Genomic DNA, 26,570 nt, shown 5'->3' with positions numbered 1-26,570 from the left:
CACCGCGTACGACGAGAAACGGTCGCCCCGGCACGGCTTGAGGGTGCTCGACCACACCAGGAGGAACTGTGAGCAGCGATCGGGACGGGATCCGCGGGGGCTGGGCCACACCCGGCGATGACCAGACCGACGCGGAGTCCGCCATCGAGACGACGGGCGAGTTCACCATCGACTACGCGCCGCCCGCCTGGTACACGCAGAACGCTGCGGGCGACTCGGGGTCGGACACCGGGTCGGGCACCGGACCGGCCGCGGGTGCCGGTGGGTCGGCTCCGCCGGCCCACCCGAACGTGACGCCCGGGGCGCCGTACGCGCCTCCGGGTCCTCCGGTGTCCGGGGCTCCCTTCGCGCCGCCCGCGCCCGCACCGGTCACACCGTCTGCGCCCGCGCCCGCGCCCGAACCGGCGGCCGGGGCCGGGGCGCCGTACCCGCCGCCCGTGGCTCCCGCCCCGGGAGCGCCGTTCGCCCCGCCCGCGCCGCCCGTGGCCTCGCCGGCTCCCGTCGGTGAGCCGGTCGCCGTGCCCCGGCTGCCGGCGCAGGCCGGGTTCGAGCCGCAGCAGCCGCCGACCGCGGCGCCCGCCGCCGGGGAGGAGGGCGGTTCCGGGAACGGCGATCTCGAGAGCGGCGCGACCATGCGCTTCTCGGCGGTCGCCCTGAAGCGACAGCTCGCGGAGCGGGCCGAGACGGAGCACCCGACGGCCGGCGGCGCGGACGGCAGCGCGGACGGGGCGGACGCCGCGGCCCCCGCGGGTGACGCCGGGGCCGCGCGCGACGAGGTCCGCGAGACTCCTCCCTCCGGGGCGGAGGCCGAGGAGACGGACACCGGGGGGACGGACGCCGAGGCCGGGTCCGGCGAAGCGGCGTCCGAGGGCGCTGCCTCCGGCGCGGCGGACGGGGTCCGGCAGGACGCCGGACCGAGCGCCGAGGACGACGCGGCTCCCGCGGCCGGGTCCGCCGTCACCGGGGATTCCACCGCCGGGTCCACCACCGGGTCCACCGACGCGGAGTCGGTGGACGAGGACCCCTCGGACGACGTGCCCGCCGCCGAGCCGGAGGGCCCGGCGGGGACCGAGCCGCCGACCGCAGCGGACGCGGCACCGGTCGCCCCGCCGTCGGACGCCGTCCTCACGGACGCGGCCACTCCGCAGGACGCCCCGCCGGTCGCTCCGCCCGCCTGGACTCCCCCGCCGGCCCCGCAGAGCGGGCTGCCGCCGCTGCCGCCGTCGTACCAGCCCGCCGCGCCCGCCCCGGCGGCCGAGTGGCCGGCTCAGCCGCAACCGCAACCGCAGCCGCCCGCCCCCGCACCGGCCCCGGCGGCTCCGCAGCCGCCCGCCCAGCCGCAGGCTCAACCGCCGGCGGCCCGGACCCCCGCGCCGCCCGCCGCACCGACGGCGGAGCCCGCGCCCCAGCCGGCGTACGGCTTCCCGCAGCCCCCCGCCGCGCAACAGCCCCAGCCCATGCCCGACGCGCAGGGCGGTTACGGCTTCCCGCAGCCTCCGGCCCCCGCGGCCAACCCCCCGGCCGGGTACGGCTTCCCCCAGCCGCCCGCCCCTGCCACCCAGCAGCAGCCGGGCACCCCGCCCGCACCCGACGCGCAGGCCGGTCACGGCTTCCCGCAGCCCCCCGCACCCCACTCACAGCCGGGCTACGGCTTCCCGCAGCCCCCTGCTCCCACGCCCCCCGCCGCTCCCGGTGGTTACGGCTTCCCCCAGCAGCCCCAGGCCGCCACGGAGCCGCCCGCGCCCGGCCCCCACCAGGTCCCGGCCCCTCCTGCCCCGCAGGCGCCGACCGCCCCGCAGGCGCCGCTCACCCCCGCCGGCTACGGCTTCCCCCAGCCCCCGGCCCCGGCTCCGCAAGCACCGCAGGCGCCCCAGCCCCCTCAAGCCCAGACCGGTATCCCCCACCAGCCGGACGGCCACCCTCAGGCAACCCCGCCCCAGGGGTTCCCGCCGGGCTCCCCCCAGGGTTTCCCCGGGCAGCCGCCGCACGCGGCACAGGCGGCCCAGCCGCCGCAGGGCGCTCCCGCGCCCCAGCCTCCCCAGTCTCCCCAGGCCCCCGTCGACCCCCGTGCCGGGGCCGCCTGGCCGCAGCCGATCCAGCACGATCAGCGGCAGCCGGTCAACCCCGGTGCCGCGCCGTTGGGTTACACCGCGGCCGTCGAGCTGTCCTCCGACCGACTGCTCAACAACAAGAAGCAGAAGGCGAAGAGCAGCCGTCCGACGGCCGGCGGCGGCCGTTTCCGGATCGGTGGGAAGAAGGAGGAGGCCGAGCGGCAGCGGAAGCTGGAGCTGATCCGGACCCCGGTGCTGTCCTGCTACCGCATCGCGGTCATCAGCCTCAAGGGCGGCGTCGGCAAGACGACGACGACCACCGCGCTCGGATCGACCCTCGCCACCGAGCGGCAGGACAAGATCCTCGCGATCGACGCCAACCCCGACGCCGGCACGCTCGGCCGCCGGGTGCGGCGCGAGACCGGGGCCACGATCCGTGACCTCGTCCAGGCGATCCCGTACCTCAACTCCTACATGGACATCCGGCGGTTCACCTCGCAGGCCGCCTCCGGCCTGGAGATCATCGCCAACGACGTCGACCCGGCCGTCTCCACGACGTTCAACGACGAGGACTACCGGCGCGCGATAGACGTCCTGGGCAAGCAGTACCCGATCATCCTCACCGACTCGGGCACCGGTCTGCTCTACAGCGCCATGCGCGGGGTGCTCGACCTCGCGGACCAGCTCATCATCATCTCGACGCCGTCGGTGGACGGCGCGAGCAGCGCCAGCACGACGCTGGACTGGCTGTCCGCGCACGGGTACGCCGAGCTGGTCTCGCGGTCCCTCACCGTCATCTCCGGCGTCCGCGAGACCGGCAAGATGATCAAGGTGGAGGACATCGTCAGCCACTTCGAGACGCGGTGCCGGGGTGTCGTGGTGGTGCCGTTCGACGAGCACCTCGCCGCCGGTGCCGAGGTCGACCTCGACATGATGCGGCCGAAGGTGCGGGAGTCGTACTTCAACCTCGCGGCGCTGGTCGCGGAGGACTTCGTCCGGCACCAGCAGATGCACGGCCTGTGGACCAACGACGGCAACCCGCCGCCGGTCGCCGCCCCGCCCCTGCCGGGTCAGCCGCAGCCCTACCAGTACCAGGCCCAGCCGCAGCCCGGCCAGCCGTATCCCGCGGCACCCCAGCAGCCGGGCAGCCAGCCGTATCCCGCCGCGCCCCAGCAGCCGGGCGGTCAGCCCTATCCGCCGCAGGGCCAGCCCCCGCAGGGCCGGCCGCCGTACGGCGCGCCCCAACAGCCGTACCCGCAGGCGCCGCAGCCCGGTCAGCCCTATCCGCACCACGACCAGCAGCACCAGCAGCAGCCCGCCTACCCGCCCCACCCCCAGGGCCCGGACGGCCAGACCCCGCCCCCGCAGCCCCCGCAGCGGTAGCGGTACCGGCGACGGAAGAAGGGCGGCCGGTGTCCGATGACACCGGCCGCCCTTCGCCGTCGTGGGAGCGGGCGGGCTGCTACCGGCCCGCCTCCGCCACCAGCTCCCGGCAGCGCTTCACGTCCACCGCCATCTGCTCGAGCAGCCCTTCCAGGGACTCGAACTTCGCCTGGCCGCGGACGAACGCCAGGAAGTCGACGGCCACGTGGAGGCCGTACAGGTCGAGGCCGACGCGGTCGATGGCGTACGCCTCCACCGTGCGCTCGGTGCCGTCGAACTGCGGGTTGGTCCCGACGGAGATGGCGGCCGGCATCGCCTCGTCGCCCACGTGCAGCCAGCCGGCGTAGACGCCGTCGGCCGGGATCGCGGTGTGCGGGAGGGTCTCGACGTTCGCCGTGGGGAAGCCCAGTTCCCGGCCGCGCTGCGCGCCCCGCACGACCACGCCCTCGACGCGGTGCGGACGGCCCAGGATCTCCGCGGCGCCCTTCACGTCGCCCTCGGCGACCAGGCGCCGGGTCAGCGTCGAGGAGAACGGCTCGCCGCCGCCCGCGTCGCCGCAGACGAACAGGTCGACGACCTCGACCTCGAAGTCGTAGACCTTGCCCTGCTCGGTGAGGAACTCGACGTCGCCCGCGGCCTTGTGGCCGAAGCGGAAGTTGGGGCCCTCGACGACCGCCTTGGCGTGCAGCTTGTCGACCAGGACCTTGACGACGAAGTCGGCGGGCGACAGCTTCGAGAACTCGGTGGTGAAGGGGAGGACGAGGACGGCGTCCACGCCCAGGTCCGCCATCAGCTCGGCGCGGCGGTGGTGCGGGGCGAGCAGCGGCGGGTGGCTGCCGGGGCGCACGACCTCGCTGGGGTGGGGGTCGAAGGTGACGACGACGCAGGGCACGTCCAGCTCGCGGGCCCGGTCCACCGCGTGCCGGATGATCAGCTGGTGTCCGCGGTGGACGCCGTCGTAGGAGCCGATGGTGACGACGCTGCGCCCCCAGTCCTGGGGGATGTCCTCCAAGCCACGCCAGCGCTGCACTGTGACCGCTCCTCGAACCCGTGTCAGTGTTTGTCGTGTGTTCGTGTGTTCGCGTGTTCGTGTGTTCCGTTGACCGCGTACGCAGCTCTAAGGGTGCCATGCCGGGTGTCTCCGGCCCGCATCGGGCTTGGGCGCTGTGACTCGCCCCACTGCCGGGGACCGTCGGGCGCGGCCCCTGATCAGACGGGGACCCGCGCACCCGCCAGGTGCTCGATCGTGCGGCGGGCGGCCGGGCCGACCAGCGCCGCCCACTGCGCCGGCTGTCCGGCGAGCCAGCCCGCGAGCTGTGCGGCGAAGCCGGGGGTGTGGCGGGCCAGGTCGACCAGGCCGCGGTCGAAGCGGGCGGCGCCCTCCGGGGTGCGGCCGAGCAGGAGGCCGGTGCGGTGGACGAGGACGCGCAGGTCCGGGCCGCTGAGCCGGCCGGCCGCGTGCAGTACGGCGTCCAGGACGGCGACGTCGTGTTCGTGGGCGAGCAGGAGGTCCAGCAGTTCCCGGCGGAGGGGGCCGGGTCCGGCCAGGACACCGGCCAGGGCGGCCCGTACGGTCACGGATCCGCCGTCCAGCAGCCCGGTGACCAGGGGGAACAGCACGGCATGGGCGGGCTGTCCGAGGTCGAGGTGCTCGTCGAGAGACGCGGCGAGGTGGCCGACGGCCTCCGGGCGCCGCTCCAGCACCTCGCGCAGGAGCGGGGCCACCCGGCGGGCCAGGGCGGGCGTGGTGGCGTCGACCAGGGCACGCAGCAGGGGTCCGGTGTCCGTGCCGGGTCCGTCCAGCCGGGTGCGGCAGGCGTCGAGGACCGGTTCCGGGTGGGTGGCGAGGGCGGTGAGCAGGGCGCTCGGGGGCAGTGTCGGATCGTCCCGCGCGAACCGCTCCAGGGCCCGCGGCAGATGCCGGCCGCGGGCCTCGGGGTCGCGCACGAGGAGGGCGAGCGCGGCGCCGTGGAGGTCCCGGTCGGCGGGGCGGGAGAGGACGGCGAGGGCGGCGTACCGCAGCAGGTCGCGGTCGGGGCGGGTACGCGCGCGGGCCGCCGCGCGCTGCCCGTGCGCCATCGCCGCGGCTCTCCGCTGCGGTCGCTCGTCGTGCGCCCACCGGTCCACGGCCCGGCACAGCGCGGAGGGTTCCTCCTCGGCGAGCACGGCGAGGAGTTCGTCGGCGCGCGGGTGCGCGCGGTCCACGAGGACCTCGGTGAGGCTGTCCAGGCCGCGGTGCCGGTGGGTGTGCAGCAGGGCCTGCGCGGCCGTCGCGACGGTGGCGTGCGGTGTCGCGGGAAGCGGCCGCTCGTCGTCGAACCAGAGGGCGAGCAGCGGCTGTACGGCGGTGGCGTCGTCGGCGAGCAGCCGGGCGACGGCGTCGAGGTGGCGGGGGGCGTCCTCGGTGTCCGGGGCCGGGTCCGTGAGGACCAGCCGGCGCAGGAGGTCGAGGCGGAGGCCGGCCGGGAGCGGCAGGGCCGCCCAGAAGGCCGGGCCGAACCCGGCCGGCCGGTCCGGCCGGTCGCACCGGCTGACGACGAGGTCGGCCAGGAGCCGCAGGGCGCCGGCGTACGGGGTCGCGTCCGGGACGCGCGGCAGGGTCTCGGCGAGCAGTCGGGCGGCCCACCAGGACTCCGGGTCGGCCTCCAGCGCGTGGGTCAACTCCGTGAGGCGGAAGGCGAGTTGCCGGGCCCCCTGTTGCCGGCCGAGGTGCAGCAGCGCCTGGACGACGGGGCCGATGCGGTGGTGCGGGACGGGCAGCGGGTGGGTGCCGTCGGCGGTGCGCGGGCGGTGGACGAGGACGCGCAGGGCCTCGTCCAGGTCGAGGTGGAGGCCCTGGAGCCAGTCGGCGAGTTCCTCGTGGGCGAAGCGGTAGCCGCCGCCGGCGGGCACCAGGAGCCCTTCGGCGAGGACGGCGGACGCCCAGCCGGTTCCGCCACCGAGCCGGGCGGGCGCGGGTCCCCACGGGAACACCGCCTCGAACGAGGCCCGGTCCAGCTCGCCCCGGCCCGGCCCGAGGCTGCGCCGGGCCGCCTCGTGGACCTGTCCGGACACCTTCGCGGCGAGCAGGCGTACGGCGGTGCCGCGCACGCCGTTCTCCGCGGCCAGCCGGACCGCGATCCGCAGGCACAGCAGGTCGAGGTGGGCGGCGAAGACGTCGTCGCGTCCGACGGGCGCGGTGGGCTCGGTGTCGGGGAGGGCGGCGCGGACCTCCGCGTACAGGCGGAGGGTGAGGGGGTGCCGGGCGTCGGGGCCCGCGAGGGCGGTGTCCGGGACGCCGAGCAGGGCACGGGCCTCCTCGGCCTCGGCCCCGGTGAGGTCGTCGAGCGGGACGCGGGGCGGCAGGTCCCGGTCCGCGCGGCCGTGCAGCACGCCCGCCGGGAAGTGCGGGCCCGCCTGCTCCCAGTACTCCGCCCGGCACGCCACCACCAGCCGGGCTCCGGTCTCCCGCAGCCAGCCGACGGTGCCCCCGGTCCACTCGGGGAGGCGGTGGGCGAGGAGGGGCGGCATCTCCTCGGGGCCGTCGAGGAGGAGCAGCATCGGGCGGCCGGCGGCGCGGGCGAGGTGGGCGAGCCGCTCCGGGGTCAGGTCGTCGAGGGCGGGCACCGGGCGGGACGCGGCGACGATCCGGGCGGCACGGGTCAGCGCGCGACGGGCCGCGTCGGCGACGGAGCGGTCCGTCTCCCGCAGGTCGGCGCCGCGCAGCCACAGCGTGGGCGCCGGTTCCGGGCCCCGGGCGCGCCGGCCGGCGAGGGCCGCGAGTTCGGTCGTACGGCCGCTGCCGGGGGCGCCGACGAGGGCGAGGACGGCGGCCCCGCTCTCGGTGAAGGCGGCGAACTCATGGGCGGGCAGGGCGCGTTCGACGGCGGCATGGGGGCAGGCGGGCGGTCCGTCGGAGCCGACGGAGGTGGCCGCGAGTTCGAGGACGCCCGCCAGGTTGAGGTCGGCGCCGTAGGCGGGGACGGTGGCAGCGTTGCGGGCGAGGAGGTCGGCGAGGGGGCCGCCCGGCGGGGCGGGGCGCAGGGGGACGGCGAAACCGGTGTCGTGGTGGTCGGAGCGCAGGGCGGTGCCCAGGACGGCGACGACGGCGCCGGTCTCCGCGTCGAGCACGGGCCCGCCGGCCGCGCCCCCGCCGAGCCGCAGCGCGTCCCGCCCCGCCGTGCCGATGGCCAGCTCCAGGCAGTGCGCGAGGCGGTGGAAGCGGTCCGTGGCCGTGTACGTCACGGAGGTCGCCGCCAGCACCCGCGCCTCGCGCCAGCAGCCGGCGGCCAGCCGGACGTAGGTGCCGCTGTCGACGCCCTCGCGCACGGTGACCGGCAGGGGGGCGGCGTCGAGGCCCTGGGTGCGGACGAGGGCCAGGTCCAGTTCCGGGAGCGGGGTGACCGCGTCGGCGGTGACGACGCAGCCGCGGCCGCCGGCGCCGAACAGGACGAGACGGGTCAGGCCGTCGACGGCCTCGTGGCTGGTGACGACGGTGCCGTGGTGGTCGGCCAGGAAGCCGGTGCCGCGGAGGCGGCCGGCGAGGTCCTGGACGCGGACCGGCGAGGGTTCGGGGAAGGCGCGCGGGTCGGGGAAGGCGCGCGGGTCGTCCTCGTGCGCCGCCCGGGGGCCGTGCCGCGGTGTGTCGCGGCCGTCGCCGGTGCGCGGGCCCCGTCCCGCCATCGCCGTACCTCCCCGCCGCGCCCGCGTGCCCTCTGGTCGACGGTAGGCGCGCGGTGATCGGCGGGACAGGCCGCGATACGAACGCGCCCCCGCGCACCCCCTCGGTTCACTCCGAGCGCCCGTCCGGACGGGTGAATGAACGGGGCTCGTCCGACACATCCTGAAGGTGGGGGAACCGAGGGGGGACCCGTGGAGCGGCGGCGGAGCGGGACCCCGTGTCCGCCGCTCCACGGGCGGGGCGCGGCGTCCGCGGCATGATCCGCCGGACCGGCCCCGGGGGCCTCAGCCGAAGACGGCCAGGCTCTTGGCCTTGCCCTTCTGTTCCTCCACCAGCGCCAGGAAGCGGCCTTCGGGGTCGAAGACGCCGACCGCGCCGGCGCCCGCGTACTCCTCGGGCATCTCCAGCCGCACACCGTTGAGGAGCAGCCGGGCCCGCCTTTCGTCCACGTCCCAGCGGGGGAACGCGGCCGCGGCGGCCTCCGCGATCGGCATCACCGTCAGCTCCTCCTGGAGCTGGTCGAGGGTGCGGGCGGAGTCCAGCTTGTACGGGCCGACGCGGGTGCGGCGCAGGACCGTGAGGTGACCGCCGACGCCCAGGTCGGCACCCAGGTCGCGGGCGAGGGCGCGGATGTAGGTGCCGGAGGAGCAGACCACCGAGACGATCAGGTCCAGGACGGGGGTGCCGTCCTCGGCGACGGCGTCCCGGACGTCGTACACGGTGAACGAGGAGATGGTCACCGGGCGGGCGGGGATCTCGAAGTCCTCGCCGTCGCGGGCCCGCTTGTAGGAGCGCACACCGTCGATCTTGATGGCGCTGACCTTGGACGGGACCTGCATGATGCGGCCGGTCAGCTTGGCGATCCCGGCGTCGATGGCGTCCCGGCCGACCCCGGAGGCGTCGGTGGCGGAGGTGATCTCGCCCTCGGCGTCGTCCGTCAGGGTGTTCTGGCCCAGCCGGATCGTCCCCAGGTACTCCTTCTCGGTGAGCGCGAGGTGCCCGAGGAGCTTGGTGGCCTTCTCGACGCCGAGGACGAGGACGCCCGTCGCCATCGGGTCGAGGGTGCCGGCGTGGCCGACGCGGCGGGTCCTGGCGATCCCGCGCATCTTGGCCACGACGTCGTGCGAAGTGAAGCCCGACGGCTTGTCGACGATGACAAGGCCGTCGGGCGGGGTCTGCTTCCGGTTCATTCGGCGGCGTCGTCCGTCTCGTCGTCGTCACCGGGCTTCTTGTAGGGGTCGGCGCCGGCGGCGTACCCGGCGCCCGCGGACGCCTCGCGCACCTTCTCGTCGGCCTGCCGCGCCCGGTCGAGGAGGTCGTCGATGGTGCGGGCGTTCTCCGGGAGGGCGTCGGCGATGAAGCTCAGCGTGGGCGTGAACTTCACGCCCGCCGCACGGCCGACCTCGGAGCGCAGGACGCCCTTGGCGCTCTCCAGGCCCGCGGCCGCGGCGGCCCGCTCCTCGTCGTCCCCGTACACGGTGTAGAAGACGGTCGCCTCCCTGAGGTCACCCGTGACGCGGGTGTCCGTGATGGTGACGTGGGAGCCGAGCCGCGGGTCCTTGATCCCGCGCTGCAGCTTCTGCGCCACCACCTCTCGGATGAGGTCCGCCAGCCTCTTGGCGCGCGCGTTGTCGGCCACTGGTCCGTCTCCCGTTCTTTCTTCTCTTGCGTTCTCTGGTGCGGTCAGTCGTCGTCTTCGCCGTGGAGACGGCGTCGGACCGACAACAGGTCCACCTCGGGGCGGGCGGCGACGAGCCGTTCGCACCGGTCCAGTACATCGGTCAGGTGCTCCGTGTCCCCGGACACCATGGCCAGGCCGATGACCGCCCGGCGGTGCAGGTCCTGGTGGTCCACCTCGGCCGCGCTCACCGCGTACTTGCGCTGGAGCTCGGCGACGATCGGGCGGACGACGGAGCGCTTCTCCTTCAGCGAGCGTATGTCGCCGAGGAGGAGGTCGAAGGACAGGGTCCCCACGTACATGTGCAACCGGTTCACCCGCCGGTACGGGATCGACGACCCTGTCCTGAACGGACAGGGGCATCAAGAACGGTACAACGATCGCGGCCGCGGCTCGACGGGGTTTTCCCCGCTCACCGCCGCCGCAACGCCGCACCGGCCGGCGGGGACGACGCCCCGCCGGCCGGCACGAACCGGGGGTGTCACACCCGCGGCTTCTCCCGCATCTCGTACGTCGCGATGACGTCGTCGATCTTGATGTCGTTGAAGTTTCCGAGGTTGATACCGCCCTCGTAGCCTTCGCGGATCTCGGTGACGTCGTCCTTGAAGCGACGCAGGCCCTCGATGTTGAGGTTCTCCGCGATGACCTTGCCGTCGCGGATGAGGCGCGCCTTGGTGTTGCGCTTGACCTCGCCCGAGCGGACCAGGACACCGGCGATGTTGCCGAGCTTGGACGACTTGAAGACCTCGCGGATCTCCGCCGTGCCCAGCTCGAACTCCTCGTACTCCGGCTTCAGCATGCCCTTCAGGGCCGCCTCGATCTCCTCGATCGCCTGGTAGATGACCGAGTAGTACCGGACGTCCACGCCCTCGCGCTCGGCCATCTGCGCCGCGCGGCCGGCCGCACGGACGTTGAAGCCGATGACGATGGCGTCCGAGCCCATCGCGAGGTCCACGTCGGACTCCGTGACCGCACCGACGCCGCGGTGCAGGACGCGGATGTCGACCTCTTCGCCGACGTCCAGCTGGACGAGCGAGGACTCGAGGGCCTCGACCGATCCGGACGCGTCACCCTTGATGATCAGGTTCAGCTGCTGGACCTCGCCGGCCTTCAGGGCCGCGTCCAGGTTCTCCAGGGAGAACCTGCGCGTGCGCTTGGCGAAGGCGGCGTTGCGCTCGCGGGCCGCACGCTTCTCGGCGATCTGACGGGCCGTACGGTCCTCGTCGACCACCAGGAAGTTGTCGCCGGCGCCGGGGACGTTGGTGAGACCCAACACCTGGACCGGAGTCGACGGACCCGCCTCGGCGACGTTGTTGCCGTTGTCGTCGAGCATGGCGCGCACGCGGCCGTAGGCGTCGCCCACGACCATCGTGTCGCCGACCCGCAGGGTGCCTCGCTGGACGAGGACCGTGGACACGGCACCGCGGCCGCGGTCGAGACGGGACTCGATCGAGATGCCCTGCGCGTCCTGGCTCGGGTTGGCCCGCAGGTCGAGCGAGGCGTCGGCCGTGAGGATCACGGCCTCCAGCAGCGAGTCGATGTGCAGACCCTGCTTGGCGGAGATGTCGACGAACATCGTGTCGCCGCCGTACTCCTCGGCCACCAGACCGAACTCGGTGAGCTGACCGCGCACCTTGGTCGGGTCGGCGCCCTCGACGTCGATCTTGTTGACCGCGACGACGATCGGGACCTCGGCCGCCTTCGCGTGGTTGAGCGCCTCGACCGTCTGCGGCATGACGCCGTCGTTGGCCGCGACGACCAGGATCGCGATGTCGGTCGACCGGGCACCACGGGCACGCATGGCGGTGAACGCCTCGTGACCCGGGGTGTCGATGAAGGTGATCTTGCGCTCTTCGTCGTTGACCTCGGTCGACACCTGGTAGGCACCGATGTGCTGCGTGATGCCGCCGGCCTCGCCCGCGATGACGTTCGTCTTGCGGATGGCGTCGAGCAGTCGGGTCTTGCCGTGGTCGACGTGACCCATGACGGTGACGACCGGGGGACGGACCACCAGGTCGTCCTCGTCGCCCTCGTCCTCGCCGAACTCGATGTCGAAGGACTCGAGCAGCTCGCGGTCCTCCTCCTCGGGGCTGACGATCTGAACCGTGTAGTTCATCTCGTCGGCGAGGAGCTGGAGCGTCTCGTCGGAGACGGACTGCGTGGCCGTGACCATCTCGCCGAGGTTCATCATGACCGCGACGAGCGACGCCGGGTTGGCGTTGATCTTCTCCGCGAAGTCGGTGAGCGACGCACCGCGCGACAGGCGAATGGCTTCGCCGTTGCCGCGAGGCAGCATCACGCCGCCGACCGACGGGGCCTGCATGGCCTCGTACTCCTGGCGCCTCTGCCGCTTCGACTTGCGACCGCGACGCGCGGGACCGCCGGGACGGCCGAAGGCGCCCTGCGTGCCACCACGGCCACCGGGACCGCCGGGACGGCCACCGAAGCCGGGACGGCCACCGCCGCCACCGCCCGGACCGCCGGGACGGCCGGCGAAGCCGCCGCCACCGGCACCGGGAGCACCGGGACGACCGGCGAAACCGCCGCCGCCACCGGGACGACCGGCGAAGCCGCCGCCACCGGGACGACCGCCGCCGCCGCCGGGACGACCGCCGCCGCCCGGACCGCGACCGCCGGGACCGCCACCGGGACGGGGACCGGCAGCCGGACGCTGCGGCATCATGCCCGGGTTGGGACGCGGGCCGCCCGGACGCGGAGCGCCGCCCTGCGGGCGGGGCATGCCGGACGGGGACGGACGCGCGCCGCCCGGAGCCTGCGGACGCGGACCGCCGCCCTGGGCGCCGGGCGCCTGGGGACGGGGACCGGCGCCGGGGGCAGCACCGGGACCGCCGGGACGCGGACCGCCGGGGCCGCCCTGCGGGCGCGGGGCCTGCGGACGGGCCATACCGGCGTTGCCGCCGGAGGTGAAGGGGTTGTTGCCGGGACGCGGGCCGGCCGGACGGGCACCGCCCGGACGCGCAGCGCCGCCACCGGGGCGCTGGCCCTGCGCGGCGGCCGGGCGCTGGCCCTGACCGCCCTGCTGACCCTGACCGGCGGCCGGACGGCCGGCGGGACGGGGTGCGCCGGGACGCGGGCCCTGGGAGGCCGGCTTCTGGGCGGCCGGAGCGGCCGGAGGCGCCGGCGGAGCGGTGAACTCCGGGGCGGCCGGGGCCGGACGCGGCGCGGGCCGGGGGCCCGGACGCGGGCCGGAGGCCGCCGGAGAGGGGGCCGACGGGGCGGCCGAAGCCGCGGGCGCGGCGGGCGCGGCGGGCGCGGCGGGCGCCGCGGGCTGCGGGGCCGTCGGCGGCTTGGGGGCGGCCGGCCGCGGTGCGGCCGGGCCCGGACGGGCCGCCTGCGCCGGCGAGGGCGCCGCGGGCCTGGGGGCAGCCTTGCGCGGGGCGGGCTTGGCGGACTTGCCGCTGCCACCGCCCTGGAAGGCGTCAGTCAGTTTGCGGACAACGGGCGCTTCGATGGTCGAAGACGCCGAACGGACGAATTCACCGAGTTCCTGGAGCTTGGCCATGACGACCTTGCTCTCCACCCCGAACTCCTTGGCGAGTTCGTATACCCGGACCTTAGCCACTTCGCTCCTTTTAGGTCCGGGTGTGTCCGGACCGTCGCTACTTCATGGGCGTACTCATCGCGTGCTCATCGAGTGCTCATCGCAATCTCGACCTACTTCCAACTCGCGGGGTACCAGAGCCGCACGGGGGTTCCGTACGACGCCTTCTTACGGTGTCGCCTGTTCGGCGACGTTCGTCTGCTCGACGTACTGGCGCAACGCCTTTGTGTCGAGCGCTCCCGGGGCTCGCAAGGCCCTCGTGAACGCCCGGCGGCGTACCGCCTGGTCGAGACAGACCGGGGCGGGATGCAGATATGCACCCCGGCCGGGCAGCGTACCGCGAGGATCGGGGACGCACGCGTCCTCGATCGCCACGATGCGCAGCAGTTCCGTCTTGGCCGCCCGCTCCCGGCACCCCACACAGGTGCGCTCGGGGCATACTCGGGCGTGCGTCCGGCCAGACACAGTTAAGTCTACCTCCCCGCGGCGACCTCACCCCTTCGGGGCAGCGGTCGAACGGTTGCCGCGCGTACAACTGACGTGATCTGAGCGTGCTACGGCTTGGATCTATTCCCCGAGTGCGTCACGGGACAGGTCTCCCGGTTCGTCCGCGAGGGTGATCCCCCGGCTCACTCGCCGGGCTGCTCGGTGTCCGGCCGGATGTCGATCCGCCAGCCGGTCAGACGGGCGGCGAGGCGGGCGTTCTGGCCCTCCTTGCCGATCGCCAGCGAGAGCTGGTAGTCCGGCACCGTCACGCGCGCGGAGCGGGCCGCCATGTCGACGACCTCCACCTTGGACACCCGGGCGGGCGACAGGGCGTTCGCCACCATCTCGGCCGGGTCGTCCGACCAGTCGACGATGTCGATCTTCTCACCGTTCAGCTCGCCCATGACGTTGCGCACCCGGCCGCCCATCGGGCCGATGCAGGCGCCCTTGGCGTTCAGGCCCGAACGGGTGGACCGTACGGCGATCTTGGTGCGGTGGCCGGCCTCGCGGGCGATGGCGGAGATCTCGACGGATCCGTCGGCGATCTCCGGCACCTCGAGCGCGAACAGCTTCTTCACCAGGTTGGGGTGGGTCCGCGAGAGCGTCACGGACGGACCGCGCACGCCCTTCGCCACCCGGACGACGTACGACCGCAGGCGCATGCCGTGCGGGTACGTCTCACCCGGGACCTGCTCCTGCACGGGCAGGATGGCCTCGATCTTGCCGATGTCGACGAGCACGTTCTTCGGGTCGCGGCCCTGCTGGACCACGCCGGTGACGATGTCGCCCTCACGGCCCGCGTACTCGCCGAGCGTCGCGTCGTCCTCGGCGTCGCGCAGACGCTGGAGGATCACCTGCTTCGCCGTGGTGGCGGCGATACGGCCGAAGTCGGACGGGGTGTCGTCGAACTCGCGGGGCCCCTGGCCCTCCTCGAGGTCCTCGGGGTCCTCCTTCGCCCACACGGTCACGTGACCGGATTCCCGGTCGAGCCGCACGCGCGCGTGGCGGCGGCTTCCCTCGGTGCGGTGGTAGGCGATGAGGAGGGCCGACTCGATCGCCTCGACCAGCAGGTCGAAGGAGATCTCCTTCTCCCGCACCAAACCCCGCAGGGCGCTCATGTCGATGTCCACGGCTACGCCTCCTCCTCTTCCTTCATGTCCTTCTCGTCCCGCTCGTCCTGCTTGTCCTTGCGGTTGAACTCGACCTGGACGCGGGCCTTGTCGATGTCGCCGAAGGCGAGCCTGCGCGTGGTGGCCCTGCGGCCCTTCACGCCCGGCACCTCGACGTCGAGGCCGTCGTCGTCCACGCCGAGGATGCGGGCGACGACCTCGCCGCCCTCGTGGAGCTGGAACTTCACCAGGCGGTCCGTGGCACGGACGTAGTGGCGGTGTTCGGTGAGGGCGCGCTCCGCGCCCGGGGTGCCGACCTCGAGGGTGTACTCGCCCTCGCCCATCGCGTCCGTCTCGTCGAGCTTCGCCGAGAGCGCGCGGCTCACATCGGCGATCTGGTCCAGGTCCGCTCCGGTGTCGGAGTCGACGACCACGCTCAGCACTCTCTTGCGACCGACGGAGTCCACGGTGATCTCTTCGAGGTCCAGACCCTGGGAGGTGACGAGCGGTTCGAGCAGTTCTCGCAGCCTCTCGCTCTGGGTGGTGCTCATCCGGGTGACTCCTCGGCCGCGTGTGCTGTTGTGGGACGGTGCGCGTGTCTGGTCAAAGGGTATCCGGTCGCGGGGTGTGTTGCCGTCCACCGAGTGGCCCACCGGTACCGGACGACACCCCTCGGGCCCCCGACGGGGCACGGGCGGTGCCGGTGAGTGGTGCCGGGCCGACGCGCGGGTACGGTGATCACGGGCCTGCACGCGCGTGAGCGGCCCGTGATCGGTTCCTTTCGTACGAGATCCCCCGAGGACGTCTGCCGTGCCGTTCCCGCCGCCTGTGCGCACCCCCTCCGGGCCGCGCCGAAGAACCCTGCTCGCCTCGGCCGCCGGGGCCGCCCTGCTGGCCGGGTGCTCCTCCGGCGAGGGGGACACCGGGAGGAAGACCTCCGGCGACGACCCGTCGGCCTCCGTGCAGGAGCGTGCACGCGCGCGTGCCGCCGCGGACAGCGCGGGACTGGTGGAGCGCTACGACGCCGTCCTCGCCGTCCATCCGGCGCTGGCGGCGCGGCTGGCACCGCTGCGGGCCGAGGTCGTGCGGCATGTGACGGCGTTCGGCGGCGCGGAGGGGGGCGCCCCGGCGTCACCGTCGGCTCCGGCCTCCGCGTCGGTGCCGGCGTCGGCGTCCGTCCCGGCGTCGTCGGCACCGGCACCGGCGTCGGCCTCGGCTTCCGGGGCGGTCCCGTCCGCGTCGCCCACGTCGTCCACGGCCGTCCCCGCGACGGCGAAGGGCGCGCTCGCCGACCTGGCCGGCGCGGAGCGGGCCCTCGCGGACCGCAGGGTCGCGGGTCTGGCGGACGTGCCGGGCGAGCTGGCCCGGCTGCTGGCCTCGGTGGCGGCGGCCGGGGCGGCGCACGCGTACCTGCTGACGGAGGGGGACCGATGAGCGGGCGGAAGACCGGCGAGGTCACGGCGCTCCAGGCCGCGCTGGCCGCCGAGCACGCGGCGGTGTACGGCTACGGGGTGGTCGGCGGCCGGATCCACGAGGAGCGGCGCACGGAGGCTCGGGCGGCGTACGACGCGCATCGGGCGCGGCGGGACGCGCTGGCGCGCGAGGTGCGCGGCCTGGGCGCCGAGCCGATCGCCGCGAGCGCCGCGTACGCGCTGCCGTTCGTGGTGCCGGACTCCGCCGCGGCGGTCCGGCTCGCCGTCGAGCTGGAGGAACGCGTCGCCGGGGTCTACTCGGACCTGGTCCGGGCGTCCACCGGCGCCCGGCGCCGCGAGGCGGCCGGGGTGCTGCGGGAGGCCGCCGTCCGTGCGGTGCGCTGGCGCGGCGGGAGCGTAGCCTTCCCTGGTCTCGCCGAGCGGGCCGGTGCGGAGACGGACCCGGCCGCCACCGGGGCCGGCCCCTCGGCGACGAAGGCGGGCTCGGCGACACCGGCACCCGCCCCGACCCCGACCCCCACACCGGCGGCGTAGGCCGCAGCAGGAGCAGCAAGCAGGAGCAGCAGGAGAGGACGACTCGCGTATGGCTTTCGAACCGCCGCAGCGTCTGGTCAGGGCGCTCGGCGAGAGCGCGCCGGACGGTGACGACTGGTTGGAGAAGCTGCCGGAGACGGTCGGCCGGGCCGTCGCACTACGCGAGTTGACCGTCGAGCGGGTGCAGGTGCCCGGCGGCCGCAGCAGCCTCGTGGTGCTGGTGCGGCGTGCCGACGGGACGCCGGCCGTGCTGAAACTGGCCCCGCCCCGGTTCCGGCCGGAGGCGGAGCGGGCCGCGCTCGCCCACTGGGACGGCCTGGGCGCCGTACAGCTGGTAGCGGACCCGGCGAGTGAGGGGGTTCTCCTGCTGGAGCGCCTGCACCCCGACGTGTCGGTGCGGTCGCTGCCGGAGGCGAAAGCGCTGCTGGAGGCTGCGGGGACGCTGCGGCGGCTGTGGGTGGCACCGCCCGCCGGGCACTCCTTCGAGACGGTGGCCGAGCGGACCGGGCGGCAGGCCGCGGTGATGCGCGCGCGTGCCGGCGCGGACGTGGCCGGGCTCGTCGACGCGGCGCTCGCGGCCCGCGAGGAGCTGCTGTCGGCGCCGCCCGAGCAACGGCTGCTGCACGGGACGTTCCGGCAGAGCAAGGTGCTCGCGGGTGAGCGGATGCCGTGGCTGGCGGTGGGGCCGGACCCGGTGGTCGGCGAGTGCGCCTTCGACCTGGCGCGGCTGGTCCGGGACCGGGTGGAGGACCTGATCGCCTCCCCGTCGGGGGCGGCGACGACCCGACGGCGGGTGAAGCGGCTCGCGGAGTCGCTGGAGGTGGACCAGGAGCGGTTGCGGGGGTGGACGCTGTTCCGGGCGGTGGAGTCGGGCGTGCGGGCACTGCGCGTGGGGCGGCCCAAGGACGCGGAGTTGTTGCTGGAGTTCGCCGGGTGGGTCTAGGGCGTGTCTGACAATTCGCGTCGGATCAGTGCGCGGCGTCTGGTGCGGTGCATCGCAAGGCGGAGGATCGCCCGTGTACTGGATGTACTCGGGTGATCCGACAACGCGGCGAGGTGCCGTGCCAGGCGTCGCGCGCCCGACGGGAATTGTCAGACACGCCCTAGGGCCGCAACAGGCAGGTTCCCACGGGGTGGGGTGGTGCGGGGTTGCGGGTGCGTCGTGGCCGGGCACGCGGTTCCCCGCACCCCCCGAGGGCGCGTCGTCCGGCCGTCGCGTCGAGAGCGCGCCGGGCAGGGCGCTGGTCTGCCGCGTCGGCCGCCGTGCCTCCTGCGGTGGTCACGACCGTTCCCCCACCGCCGGGACGTCTGTCGCGTCCTGCGGCCGGGGAACGGTCCGTGAGTGATCCGGGACGCGCTTACGCGGTCGTGAGGCGGGCGACGGCCTCGTCCACCGTCAGTTCCTCGCGCTCGCCGGTCCTGCGGTCCTTCAGCTCCAGGACGCCCTCGGCGGAACGGCGGCCCGCGACCAGGATCTTCGGTACGCCGATCAGCTCGGAGTCGGTGAACTTCACGCCCGGCGAGACCCCGGCCCGGTCGTCGACCAGGACGCGCAGACCGGCCGCCCGCAGTTTCTCGGAGACGTCGAGGGCCAGCTCGGTCTGGAGGGCCTTGCCGGCCGCGACCACGTGCACGTCGGCCGGGGCGACCTCGGCGGGCCAGCACAGGCCCTTGTCGTCGGCGCTCTGCTCGGCGAGGGCCGCGACCGCGCGGGAGACGCCGATGCCGTACGAGCCCATGGTGACGCGGACCGGCTTGCCGTTCTGGCCGAGGACGTCGAGCTTGAGGGCGTCGGCGTACTTGCGGCCCAGCTGGAAGATGTGGCCGATCTCGATGGCGCGGTCCAGCTTGAGGCCGGTGCCGCACTTCGGGCAGGGGTCGCCCTCCCGGACGACCACGACGTCGACGTAGGCGTCGACCTCGAAGTCACGCCCCGCGACGACGTTCTTCGCGTGCGTGTTCTCCTTGTTGGCGCCCGTGATCCACGCGGTGCCCGGCGCCACGCGCGGGTCGGCGATGTAGGTCACCTTCGCCAGGCCCTGCGGGCCGACGTAGCCGCGGACCAGGTCGGGGCGGCCGGTGAAGTCTTCGGCGGTGACCAGCTCGACGGCGGCCGGCGCGAAGTGCGCCTCGACCTTGTCCATGTCGACCTCGCGGTCACCGGGCACGCCGACGGCGACGATCTCGCCGTCCACCTTGACCAGGAGGTTCTTCAGCGTGGCGGAGGCCGGCACGCCGAGGGAGGCGGCGAGGGTCTCGATGGTCGGGGTGTCCGGGGTGGGGATCTCCTCGGCCGCGGGCACGGCGGAGGGGTCGACCGGCTTCAGCTCGTACGTGATCGCCTCGGTGTTGGCGGCGAAGTCGCAGTTCGGGCAGTCCGCGAAGGTGTCCTCGCCGGCCTCGGCCGGGGCCAGGAACTCCTCCGACTTCGAGCCGCCCATGGCGCCCGCGGTCGCCGCGCAGATGCGGTAGTCCAGGCCGAGGCGCTCGAACACCTTCTGGTACGCCTGGCGGTGCAGGGCGTAGGACGCGGCCAGGCCCTCGTCCTCGGTGTCGAAGGAGTAGGAGTCCTTCATCAGGAACTCGCGGCCGCGCAGGATGCCGGCGCGGGGGCGGGCCTCGTCGCGGAACTTCGTCTGGATCTGGTACAGGATGACCGGCAGGTCCTTGTAGGACGTGCACTGGTCCTTGACCAGCAGGGTGAAGATCTCCTCGTGGGTGGGGCCCAGGAGGTAGTCGCCGCCCTTGCGGTCGTTCAGGCGGAAGAGTTCGGGACCGTACTCCTCCCAGCGGCCGGTCGCCTCGTAGGGCTCCTTCGGCAGCAGGGCGGGGAGCAGCACCTCCTGGGCGCCGATCGCGTCCATCTCCTCGCGGACGATGCGCTCCACGTTGGCGAGGACCTTCTTGCCCAGGGGCAGCCAGCTCCAGACGCCGGCGGCGGTGCGGCGGACGTAGCCGGCGCGGACGAGGAGCTTGTGGCTGAGGACCTCGGCGTCCGCCGGGTCGTCGCGCAGCGTCTTCGCCATCAACTGGGACATGCGCTGGACCGGTGCGTTGGCCATGGTGTACGAACTCCTGCCGATCGGGATAATCGCCCCGCTCGGAACGGGCCGAGAGTGGGGAGGGTGCTGCCTGTTGCGGCACTAGGAGGTTAGCCGGGAGCCCCGCGCGGCCGGAAATCCGTTTACGCCCGGCGCAGCGGGAGGGGGGCGCCCATCACGGCGTACGGGCGGGGGGCGCTGGGGAAGAGGACGCGGCGGGCCAGGTCCCGGTAGCCCAGGGAGCGGTACAGCGCCCGGGCCGGACTGTCGACGTCGATCGCGGAGAGGATCGAGCGCGGCTCGGTCGCGGTGTCGGTGATCGTGGTGATCAGGGAGCGGCCCGCGCCGCGGTTCTGGTAATGCGGGTGGACGTGGAGTTCGGTGATGACGAAGGAGTCGTCGAGCCAGAAGTCGGTGCCGTTGGCGCGCAGGTAGGGCTCGACGACGGTGGACCACCAGTGGGCGCGGTCGTTGGGCATGCCGTAGACGAAGCCGACGAGCCTGTCCCCGACGGTCGCCCCGTACGCCCGCGCGCCGGGGCTGGTCATGTGGCGCAGGACGATCTGCCGGCGGACGGCCACCTCGTCCGGGCCCAGGCCGAAGGCCACGGCTTGCACTGCGAGAGCCTCGTCCACGTGGGCGGAAAGGTCCAAGGGGCCGATGACGAGGTCCATGGCGGGAGCCTACAGGGGGGTTCCGGTCGGGGGGTGCCGGGCGGATGTGGCAGGTCGTGCCCTGGGACGGAGCCGGACGCGGCGCGGGGGAAGAGGTTCCGGGACCCTCGGACGGAACCCTCAGAACAGGACGCTCATGAACGCGCCGACCTCTTCGAAGCCCACCCTGCGGTACGTCCGCCTCGCCGTCGTGTTGAAGTCGTTGACGTAGAGACTGACCACCGGGGCGACGTCGGCGAGCGCGTAGCGCAGTACGGCCGCCATGCCGGGGGCGGCCAGGCCCCTCCCCCGGTACTCGGGGGCCACCCAGACGCCCTGGACCTGGCAGGCCCGGGGCGTGGCCGCGCCGATCTCCGCCTTGAAGACGACCTTGCCCCGGTCGTCGAGGCGGGCGAACGAGCGGCCTGAGCCGACGAGTTCGGCGACCCGCGCCTGGTAGAGCAGGCCGCCGTCGCCGGCCATCGGGGAGACGCCGACCTCCTCGGTGAACATCGCCACGCACGCCGGCATGATCGTGTCCATCTCGTCCTTGCGGATGCGGCGTACGTACGGGTCCGGGGCGATGTCGTCCGGCATCCGGTCGGTGACCATCAGGGGCTGGCGGGCGCGGACCTCGCGGGCGGGGCCCCAGTGCGGTTCGAGGAGCCGCCACAGCAGGGCGGTGGCGTCGGCGGGGCCCACGATGGAGGAGCAGCGGCGGCCGGCCCGGCGGGCGCGGTCGGCGAAGGCGCGTATGGCGCGGGGGGTGGCGCAGATGGGGACCAGGTTCGCGCCGGCGTAGCAGAGGGACGTCAGCATGCCGTCCTCGTACCAGCCCCACATCTCGCCGCCGAGGCGCCACGGGTCCAGGCCCGCGACCTGCACCCGGGAGGTCACGAAGGCGTTGGTGACCGGTTCGCGGTCGAGGACGGCGAGGGCTGCGTCCAGGTCACTCGGTTCGAGGACCCGGGAGGTGGTCTGCGTCAACACGTGCGGGGCCTCACACTGGGGTCTGCCTGATCTCCGCACTGTACCCGCCGGGATTGTGCGGCGCCGCCCGTCGTGCGGGGGCCCTGTGCCACCAACGGGTCCATGATCTTGCGAACCGAGCGGAGCGACGCCCGCGCGTGGTCCCCGGAACAGCTCGCGGAGCTCTTCAGCGAGGGCTTTCCGGCGTTCATCACCGCCGACCCCGTGAGCAGGGAGTACATCGGCCGGGTCCGGGAGTGGTTCGCCGGCCTCGATCTCCTGCTCGTCGACGAGGACGGGGTGCCGGTAGCCGGCGGATGGGGCGTGCCGATCCGGTGGGACGGGCGGGTCGACGCTCTCCCCGCCGGGTACAGCCGGAGTCTGGCCTGCGCCGTCGAGGGACGGGAGCAGGGCGTCGCGCCGGACACCCTGGTGATCTGCGGGGCGATCGTCAGCCCGTCGTTCAAGGGGCGGGGGCTGGCGGGGCGGGTGCTGGGCGCGCTGCGGGAAGCGGGGCGGGAGGCCGGTCTGAGCCGGGTCGTGGCACCGGTGCGGCCGACGACGAAGGCGCGGTATCCGCTGACGCCGATCGACTCCTTCATACGGTGGCGGCGCGCCGACGGTACGGCGCTGGACCCGTGGATCCGCACGCACGAACGTCTCGGCGCGGAGATCCTCGCGGTGGCACCGGCCTCCCAGACGATGACCGGGACGGTCGCCGAGTGGGAGGGCTGGACGGGCCTGGCGCTGCCCGAGTCGGGCGACTACGTCATCCCCGACGGCCTGAGCGTGCTGCGGGTCGACCGCGAGGCGGACGAGGGGGTGTACCGGGAGCCCAACGTGTGGATGCGGCACCGCTGACGCGGGCCGCCGGCACGGGGCCGACGAGGGGGCGGTGGTGGGGGTGCGGGTGGGTGGGGGCCGGTCACGCGGTTCCCCGTGCCCCTGGACGCCTGCGGCGGTCCGCAGGCGTCCTGTCCCCGCTTCCCGAACCGGCGGTTGTGCGAGCCGGGCGGGTCAGCCCGCCACCGACACCTGGGGTTCGCCGGACGTCACGCCGTCGGACTCCATCTGCTCGGCCAGTTTCATGGCTTCTTCGATGAGGGTCTCGACGATCTTGGACTCGGGGACGGTCTTGATGACCTCGCCCTTGACGAAGATCTGGCCCTTGCCGTTGCCGGAGGCCACCCCCAGGTCGGCCTCGCGGGCCTCGCCGGGACCGTTGACGACACAGCCCATGACCGCGACCCGCAGCGGCACCTCCATGCCCTCCAGGCCCGCCGTGACCTCCTCGGCCAGCTTGTACACATCGACCTGCGCGCGGCCGCAGGACGGGCAGGAGACGATCTCCAGACCGCGCTGCCTGAGACCCAGCGACTCCAGGATCTGGTTGCCGACCTTGACCTCCTCCACCGGCGGGGCCGACAGCGAGACCCGGATGGTGTCGCCGATGCCCTGCGAGAGCAGCGCGCCGAACGCCACCGCCGACTTGATGGTGCCCTGGAACGCCGGACCCGCCTCGGTGACACCGAGGTGCAGGGGGTAGTCGCACCGCGCGGCAAGCTGGCGGTAGGCCTCGATCATCACGACCGGGTCGTTGTGCTTGACGGAGATCTTGATGTCGCGGAAGTCGTGCTCCTCGAACAGCGACGCCTCCCACAGCGCCGACTCCACCAGCGCCTCCGGGGTGGCCTTGCCGTACTTCTGCAGCAGCCGCCGGTCCAGCGAGCCCGCGTTCACCCCGATCCGGATCGGGGTGCCGTGCTCGCCGGCGGCCTTCGCGATCTCCTTGACCTTGTCGTCGAACTGCTTGATGTTGCCCGGATTCACCCGCACCGCCGCACAGCCCGCCTCGATCGCGGCGAACACGTACTTGGGCTGGAAGTGGATGTCCGCGATCACCGGCAGCTGCGACTTGCGCGCGATCGTGGCCAGCGCGTCCGCGTCGTCCTGCGTCGGACACGCCACCCGCACGATCTGACAGCCCGCCGCCGTCAGCTCGGCGATCTGCTGCAACGTCGCCCCGACGTCCGAGGTGCGCGTCGTCGTCATCGACTGCACCGACACCGGAGCGTCACCGCCCACCGCCACGGACCCGACCTGGATCTGCCGGCTCTTGCGGCGCTCGGCGAGCTTGGTCGGAACGGACGGCATGCCGAGAGAAATCGCAGTCATCTGCTGTGCAACCCCAAGTCGTGGATCAAGGTCCAGGTCCCGTCGGTGGCGGGCTCCCGGGTTCGAGATTACGGCACGGGCGCCGCTGCGCGGGCACTCCCCCGTCCTCGGAACGCTCGCGCGGGGCGCCCTCGGCGGCCGTCGGACCCCGCTCGCAGGAGGGCGGCCCGGCACGGATCGTGCCGGGCCGCCCTGAACGTCGTACGACTATGAGATCTTCACGGGATTGACCACATCCGCCACCAGGACGAGCAAGGTGAAGCAGATGAAGATCCCGGCCACCACGTAGGCCACCGGCATCAGCTTCGCCACGTCGAAGGGGCCGGGGTCGGGGCGGCGCAGCACCTTGGCGAGGTTGCGGCGCAGCGACTCCCACAGGGCGCCCGCGATGTGGCCGCCGTCGAGCGGCAGCAGCGGGAGCATGTTGAACAGGAACAGGGAGAGGTTGAAGCCGGCGAGCAGCATCACGAACATCGCGAGCTGCTGGGAGGCCGGGATGTCGAGGGTGGCGATCTCTCCGCCGACCCGTGCCGCGCCGACGACGCCCATCGGGGAGTCGGGTTCGCGGGGGCCGTCGCCGAAGGCCGCGTCCCACAGGGCGGGGATCTTGGAGGGCAGGGCGGCGAGGGAGTCGACGGCGTCACCGACCCGTTCGGTCATCCAGGTCGTGGACTCGCCGAAGTCCTGTTTGACGACTCCGGTGGCCGCGCTGAAGCCGAGGAAGCCCGCCTTGACGTACTCGCCCTGGACGTAGGAGCCGCCCGCGTCCTTCTTCGCGACCTGGTTGGTGGCGATCCTCGCGTTCAGGGTGAGCTCTCGGCCGTCCCGGTCGACGACGATCGCGACCTCCTTGCCGGCGCTGACCCGGATGAGGTCGGAGAGGGTGTCCCAGTCCTCGGTGGGCCGGCCGGCGAAGGAGACGATCCTGTCGCCCTTCCGCATGCCGGCGGCCGCCGCCGGCGAGGCGGGGTCGCCCTTCTCGCAGGTGTCGCGGTTCTCGCTCTGGGCGATGACGCAGGGCGAGACGGAGGCGACGGACGTGGTCTGCTGCTGGATGCCGAAGCCCATCAGGACGGTGAGGAAGAGGGCGACCGCGAGGATCAGGTTCATGAAGGGGCCCGCGAACATCACGATGACCCGTTTCCACGGCTTGCGCGTGTAGAACATGCGCGTCTCGTCGCCGGGCCGGAGTTCCTCGTACGCCGCCGAGCGGGCGTCCTCGATCATGCCGCGCCAGGGCGAGGTGGAGCGGGCCGTGACGCGGCCGTCGTCACCCGGCGGGAACATGCCGATCATGCGGATGTAGCCGCCGAACGGGATCGCCTTGACGCCGTACTCGGTCTCGCCCTTGTGGCGGGACCAGATGGTGGGGCCGAAGCCGACCATGTACTGCGGGACGCGGATGCCGAAGAGCTTGGCGGTGGACAGGTGCCCCAGCTCGTGCCAGGCGATCGACACCAGCAGGCCGAACGCGAAGACCACTATGCCGAGGATGAACATCAGGGTCGTCATGCACGGGCCTCCGCCGTCTGTGCCGTCAGTTCCCGGGCCCGGGCGCGCGCCCAGGTCTCCGCTTCGAGGACGTCCGGCACGGTGAGCGAGGTTCCCGCGCGCGGGGTGCCGTGCTCCTCGACGACCCGCGTCACGGTCTCCATGATCCCGTTGAACGGCAGCGCGCCCTTGCGGAACGCCTCCACGCACTCCTCGTTGGCGGCATTGAACACCGCCGGGGCCGTCCCCGCGAGCTCGCCGACGTGCCGGGCGAGGTTCACGGAGGGGAAGGCGTCGTCGTCGAGCGGGAAGAACTCCCACGTCGACGCCTTGCTCCAGTCGAAGGCGGGCGCCGCGTCGGGAACCCGCTCGGGCCAGCCGAGGCCGATGGCGATGGGCCCGCGCATGTCGGGGGGCGTCGCCTGCGCCAGTGTCGATCCGTCCGTGAACTCAACCATCGAGTGGACATACGACTGCGGATGCACGACCACCTCAATGCGGGAGAAGGGAATGTCGTAGAGGAGGTGCGCCTCGATGACTTCCAGACCCTTGTTGACGAGGGTCGCCGAGTTGATCGTGATGACCGGGCCCATGGCCCAGGTGGGGTGTGCGAGGGCGTCCTCGACGGTGACGTGGGCCAGTTGGTCCTTGGTACGGCCGCGGAAGGGGCCGCCGGAGGCGGTGACGACGAGCTTGCGGACGTCGGCGCGGGTGCCGGCCGCGAGGGCCTGGAACAGTGCCGCGTGCTCGGAGTCGACCGGGATGATCTGGCCGGGCTCGGCGAGCGCCTTCACCAGCGGGCCGCCGACGATGAGCGACTCCTTGTTGGCGAGCGCGAGGGTGCGGCCCGCCTCCAGGGCGGCGAGGGTGGGCGCGAGGCCGATGGAGCCGGTGATGCCGTTCAGCACGGTGTGGCTGTCGGAGGCGGCGAGCCGGGTGGCCGCGTCCGGTCCGGCGAGGATCTCGGGGAGCGGCTCGCCGGCGCCGTACGCGCTGCTCAGGGCCTCCCGCAGGGCCGGCACGACGTCCTCGCGGGCGACCGCGACGGTCCGCACCCGCAGTCGGCGGGCCTGCTCGGCGAGGAGGGCGACCCGGCTGCCGTTGGCGGACAGGCCGGTCACCCGGAAGCGGTCCGGGTTGCGCAGCACGAGGTCGATGGCCTGGGTGCCGATCGATCCGGTGGACCCGAGGATCACCACGTCCTTGGGGCCGTCGCCCGCCACGGGGTCGTAGACGAGATGCGGGTCGGCGAGTGGGGCTGGACTGTCGCTCATGCCCCCATTGTTGCCGCACCGCACGGGCGGGCGAACAGGGTGTCCCCCCACGGCCCTCCTCGCGGGAGGGC

General features: G+C 73.8%; 20 protein-coding genes. 5 read left to right on the top strand and 15 right to left on the bottom strand.

What is annotated here, in order from left to right:
• Window positions 1-68 precede the first annotated feature (68 nt).
• Window positions 69-3,434, top strand: coding sequence for an SCO5717 family growth-regulating ATPase (locus tag ACH4N1_RS25665; protein WP_398100445.1), 3,366 nt, complete (start codon window positions 69-71; stop codon window positions 3,432-3,434).
• Between the two features lie 79 nt (window positions 3,435-3,513).
• Here ACH4N1_RS25665 and ACH4N1_RS25660 read toward each other — a convergent pair whose 3' ends face one another.
• The 9 genes from ACH4N1_RS25660 to rimP form a co-directional block, all read right to left on the bottom strand.
• Window positions 3,514-4,464 (bottom strand): bifunctional riboflavin kinase/FAD synthetase, encoded by a 951-nt coding sequence (locus ACH4N1_RS25660; protein WP_398100443.1) that lies wholly within the window; start codon window positions 4,462-4,464, stop codon window positions 3,514-3,516.
• A 179-nt stretch (window positions 4,465-4,643) separates the two neighbouring features.
• Window positions 4,644-8,096 carry a trypsin-like peptidase domain-containing protein gene (locus tag ACH4N1_RS25655; protein ID WP_398100442.1) on the bottom strand — a complete coding sequence of 1,151 codons (3,453 nt, stop codon included), beginning with the start codon at window positions 8,094-8,096 and terminating at the stop codon, window positions 4,644-4,646.
• Window positions 8,097-8,378: 282 nt separating this feature from the next.
• A complete protein-coding gene (gene truB, locus ACH4N1_RS25650) occupies window positions 8,379-9,284 on the bottom strand; it encodes a tRNA pseudouridine(55) synthase TruB (RefSeq protein WP_366061603.1) in 906 nt (301 codons plus the stop codon).
• On the bottom strand, window positions 9,281-9,733 hold the full coding sequence (gene rbfA / locus ACH4N1_RS25645; RefSeq protein ID WP_382795822.1) for a 30S ribosome-binding factor RbfA: 453 nt from the start codon (window positions 9,731-9,733) through the stop codon (window positions 9,281-9,283). Before rbfA ends, truB begins: the two co-directional genes overlap by 4 nt.
• Window positions 9,734-9,777: 44 nt before the next feature.
• Entirely contained in the window at window positions 9,778-10,074 is a 297-nt protein-coding gene (locus tag ACH4N1_RS25640; RefSeq protein WP_398100441.1) for a DUF503 domain-containing protein, read from the bottom strand.
• A 179-nt stretch (window positions 10,075-10,253) separates the two neighbouring features.
• A complete protein-coding gene (infB, locus tag ACH4N1_RS25635; protein WP_398100439.1) occupies window positions 10,254-13,355 on the bottom strand; it encodes a translation initiation factor IF-2 in 3,102 nt (1,033 codons plus the stop codon).
• 147 nt (window positions 13,356-13,502) lie between these two features.
• Entirely contained in the window at window positions 13,503-13,799 is a 297-nt protein-coding gene (locus ACH4N1_RS25630) for a YlxR family protein (protein ID WP_398100437.1), read from the bottom strand.
• Window positions 13,800-13,963: 164 nt separating this feature from the next.
• On the bottom strand, window positions 13,964-14,950 hold the full coding sequence (gene nusA / locus ACH4N1_RS25625) for a transcription termination factor NusA (RefSeq protein WP_398100435.1): 987 nt from the start codon (window positions 14,948-14,950) through the stop codon (window positions 13,964-13,966).
• Between the two features lie 2 nt (window positions 14,951-14,952).
• Window positions 14,953-15,480, bottom strand: coding sequence for a ribosome maturation factor RimP (rimP, locus tag ACH4N1_RS25620; RefSeq protein ID WP_366061598.1), 528 nt, complete (start codon window positions 15,478-15,480; stop codon window positions 14,953-14,955).
• 259 nt (window positions 15,481-15,739) lie between these two features.
• On the opposite strand from rimP, the gene ACH4N1_RS25615 reads away from it, so the two are divergent.
• The 3 genes from ACH4N1_RS25615 to ACH4N1_RS25605 are packed head-to-tail and all read left to right on the top strand — an operon-like array spanning window position 15,740 to window position 17,839.
• Entirely contained in the window at window positions 15,740-16,363 is a 624-nt protein-coding gene (locus tag ACH4N1_RS25615) for a hypothetical protein (RefSeq protein ID WP_398100433.1), read from the top strand.
• Window positions 16,360-16,896 carry a ferritin-like domain-containing protein gene (locus tag ACH4N1_RS25610; RefSeq protein WP_398100431.1) on the top strand — a complete coding sequence of 179 codons (537 nt, stop codon included), beginning with the start codon at window positions 16,360-16,362 and terminating at the stop codon, window positions 16,894-16,896. Before ACH4N1_RS25615 ends, ACH4N1_RS25610 begins: the two co-directional genes overlap by 4 nt.
• A 49-nt stretch (window positions 16,897-16,945) precedes the next feature.
• Window positions 16,946-17,839 (top strand): aminoglycoside phosphotransferase family protein, encoded by an 894-nt coding sequence (locus ACH4N1_RS25605; protein ID WP_398100429.1) that lies wholly within the window; start codon window positions 16,946-16,948, stop codon window positions 17,837-17,839.
• Window positions 17,840-18,254: 415 nt separating this feature from the next.
• On the opposite strand, the gene ACH4N1_RS25600 is transcribed toward ACH4N1_RS25605, so the two are convergent.
• From ACH4N1_RS25600 to ACH4N1_RS25590, 3 genes are all read right to left on the bottom strand, one after another.
• Complete coding sequence (locus ACH4N1_RS25600; protein WP_398100427.1) at window positions 18,255-19,958, bottom strand: proline--tRNA ligase; 1,704 nt, start codon at window positions 19,956-19,958, stop codon at window positions 18,255-18,257.
• A 122-nt stretch (window positions 19,959-20,080) separates the two neighbouring features.
• Complete coding sequence (locus ACH4N1_RS25595) at window positions 20,081-20,611, bottom strand: GNAT family N-acetyltransferase (protein WP_398100425.1); 531 nt, start codon at window positions 20,609-20,611, stop codon at window positions 20,081-20,083.
• Window positions 20,612-20,731: 120 nt separating this feature from the next.
• Entirely contained in the window at window positions 20,732-21,580 is an 849-nt protein-coding gene (locus ACH4N1_RS25590; RefSeq protein ID WP_382789669.1) for a GNAT family N-acetyltransferase, read from the bottom strand.
• Between the two features lie 102 nt (window positions 21,581-21,682).
• Between ACH4N1_RS25590 and ACH4N1_RS25585 the strand changes: the two genes are divergently transcribed.
• Window positions 21,683-22,420, top strand: coding sequence for a GNAT family N-acetyltransferase (locus tag ACH4N1_RS25585; protein ID WP_398100422.1), 738 nt, complete (start codon window positions 21,683-21,685; stop codon window positions 22,418-22,420).
• A 156-nt stretch (window positions 22,421-22,576) separates the two neighbouring features.
• Here the strand turns inward: ACH4N1_RS25585 and ispG are convergent, their stop codons facing one another.
• From ispG to dxr, 3 genes are all read right to left on the bottom strand, one after another.
• Window positions 22,577-23,734: a flavodoxin-dependent (E)-4-hydroxy-3-methylbut-2-enyl-diphosphate synthase gene (gene ispG / locus ACH4N1_RS25580; RefSeq protein WP_398100421.1), complete on the bottom strand. Its 1,158-nt coding sequence runs from the start codon at window positions 23,732-23,734 to the stop codon at window positions 22,577-22,579.
• A gap of 207 nt (window positions 23,735-23,941) precedes the next feature.
• Window positions 23,942-25,246 (bottom strand): M50 family metallopeptidase, encoded by a 1,305-nt coding sequence (locus tag ACH4N1_RS25575; RefSeq protein WP_398100419.1) that lies wholly within the window; start codon window positions 25,244-25,246, stop codon window positions 23,942-23,944.
• On the bottom strand, window positions 25,243-26,499 hold the full coding sequence (gene dxr, locus ACH4N1_RS25570; protein WP_398100417.1) for a 1-deoxy-D-xylulose-5-phosphate reductoisomerase: 1,257 nt from the start codon (window positions 26,497-26,499) through the stop codon (window positions 25,243-25,245). Before dxr ends, ACH4N1_RS25575 begins: the two co-directional genes overlap by 4 nt.
• Between the last annotated feature and the right edge of the window lie 71 nt (window positions 26,500-26,570).

Origin of the sequence: Streptomyces sp. NPDC017202, assembly GCF_044331705.1 — a bacterium.
Classification (GTDB): Bacteria; Actinomycetota; Actinomycetes; order Streptomycetales; family Streptomycetaceae; genus Streptomyces.
Note: the sequence above shows the minus strand (reverse complement) of the source record. Positions and strands in the feature narration are given on the sequence as shown.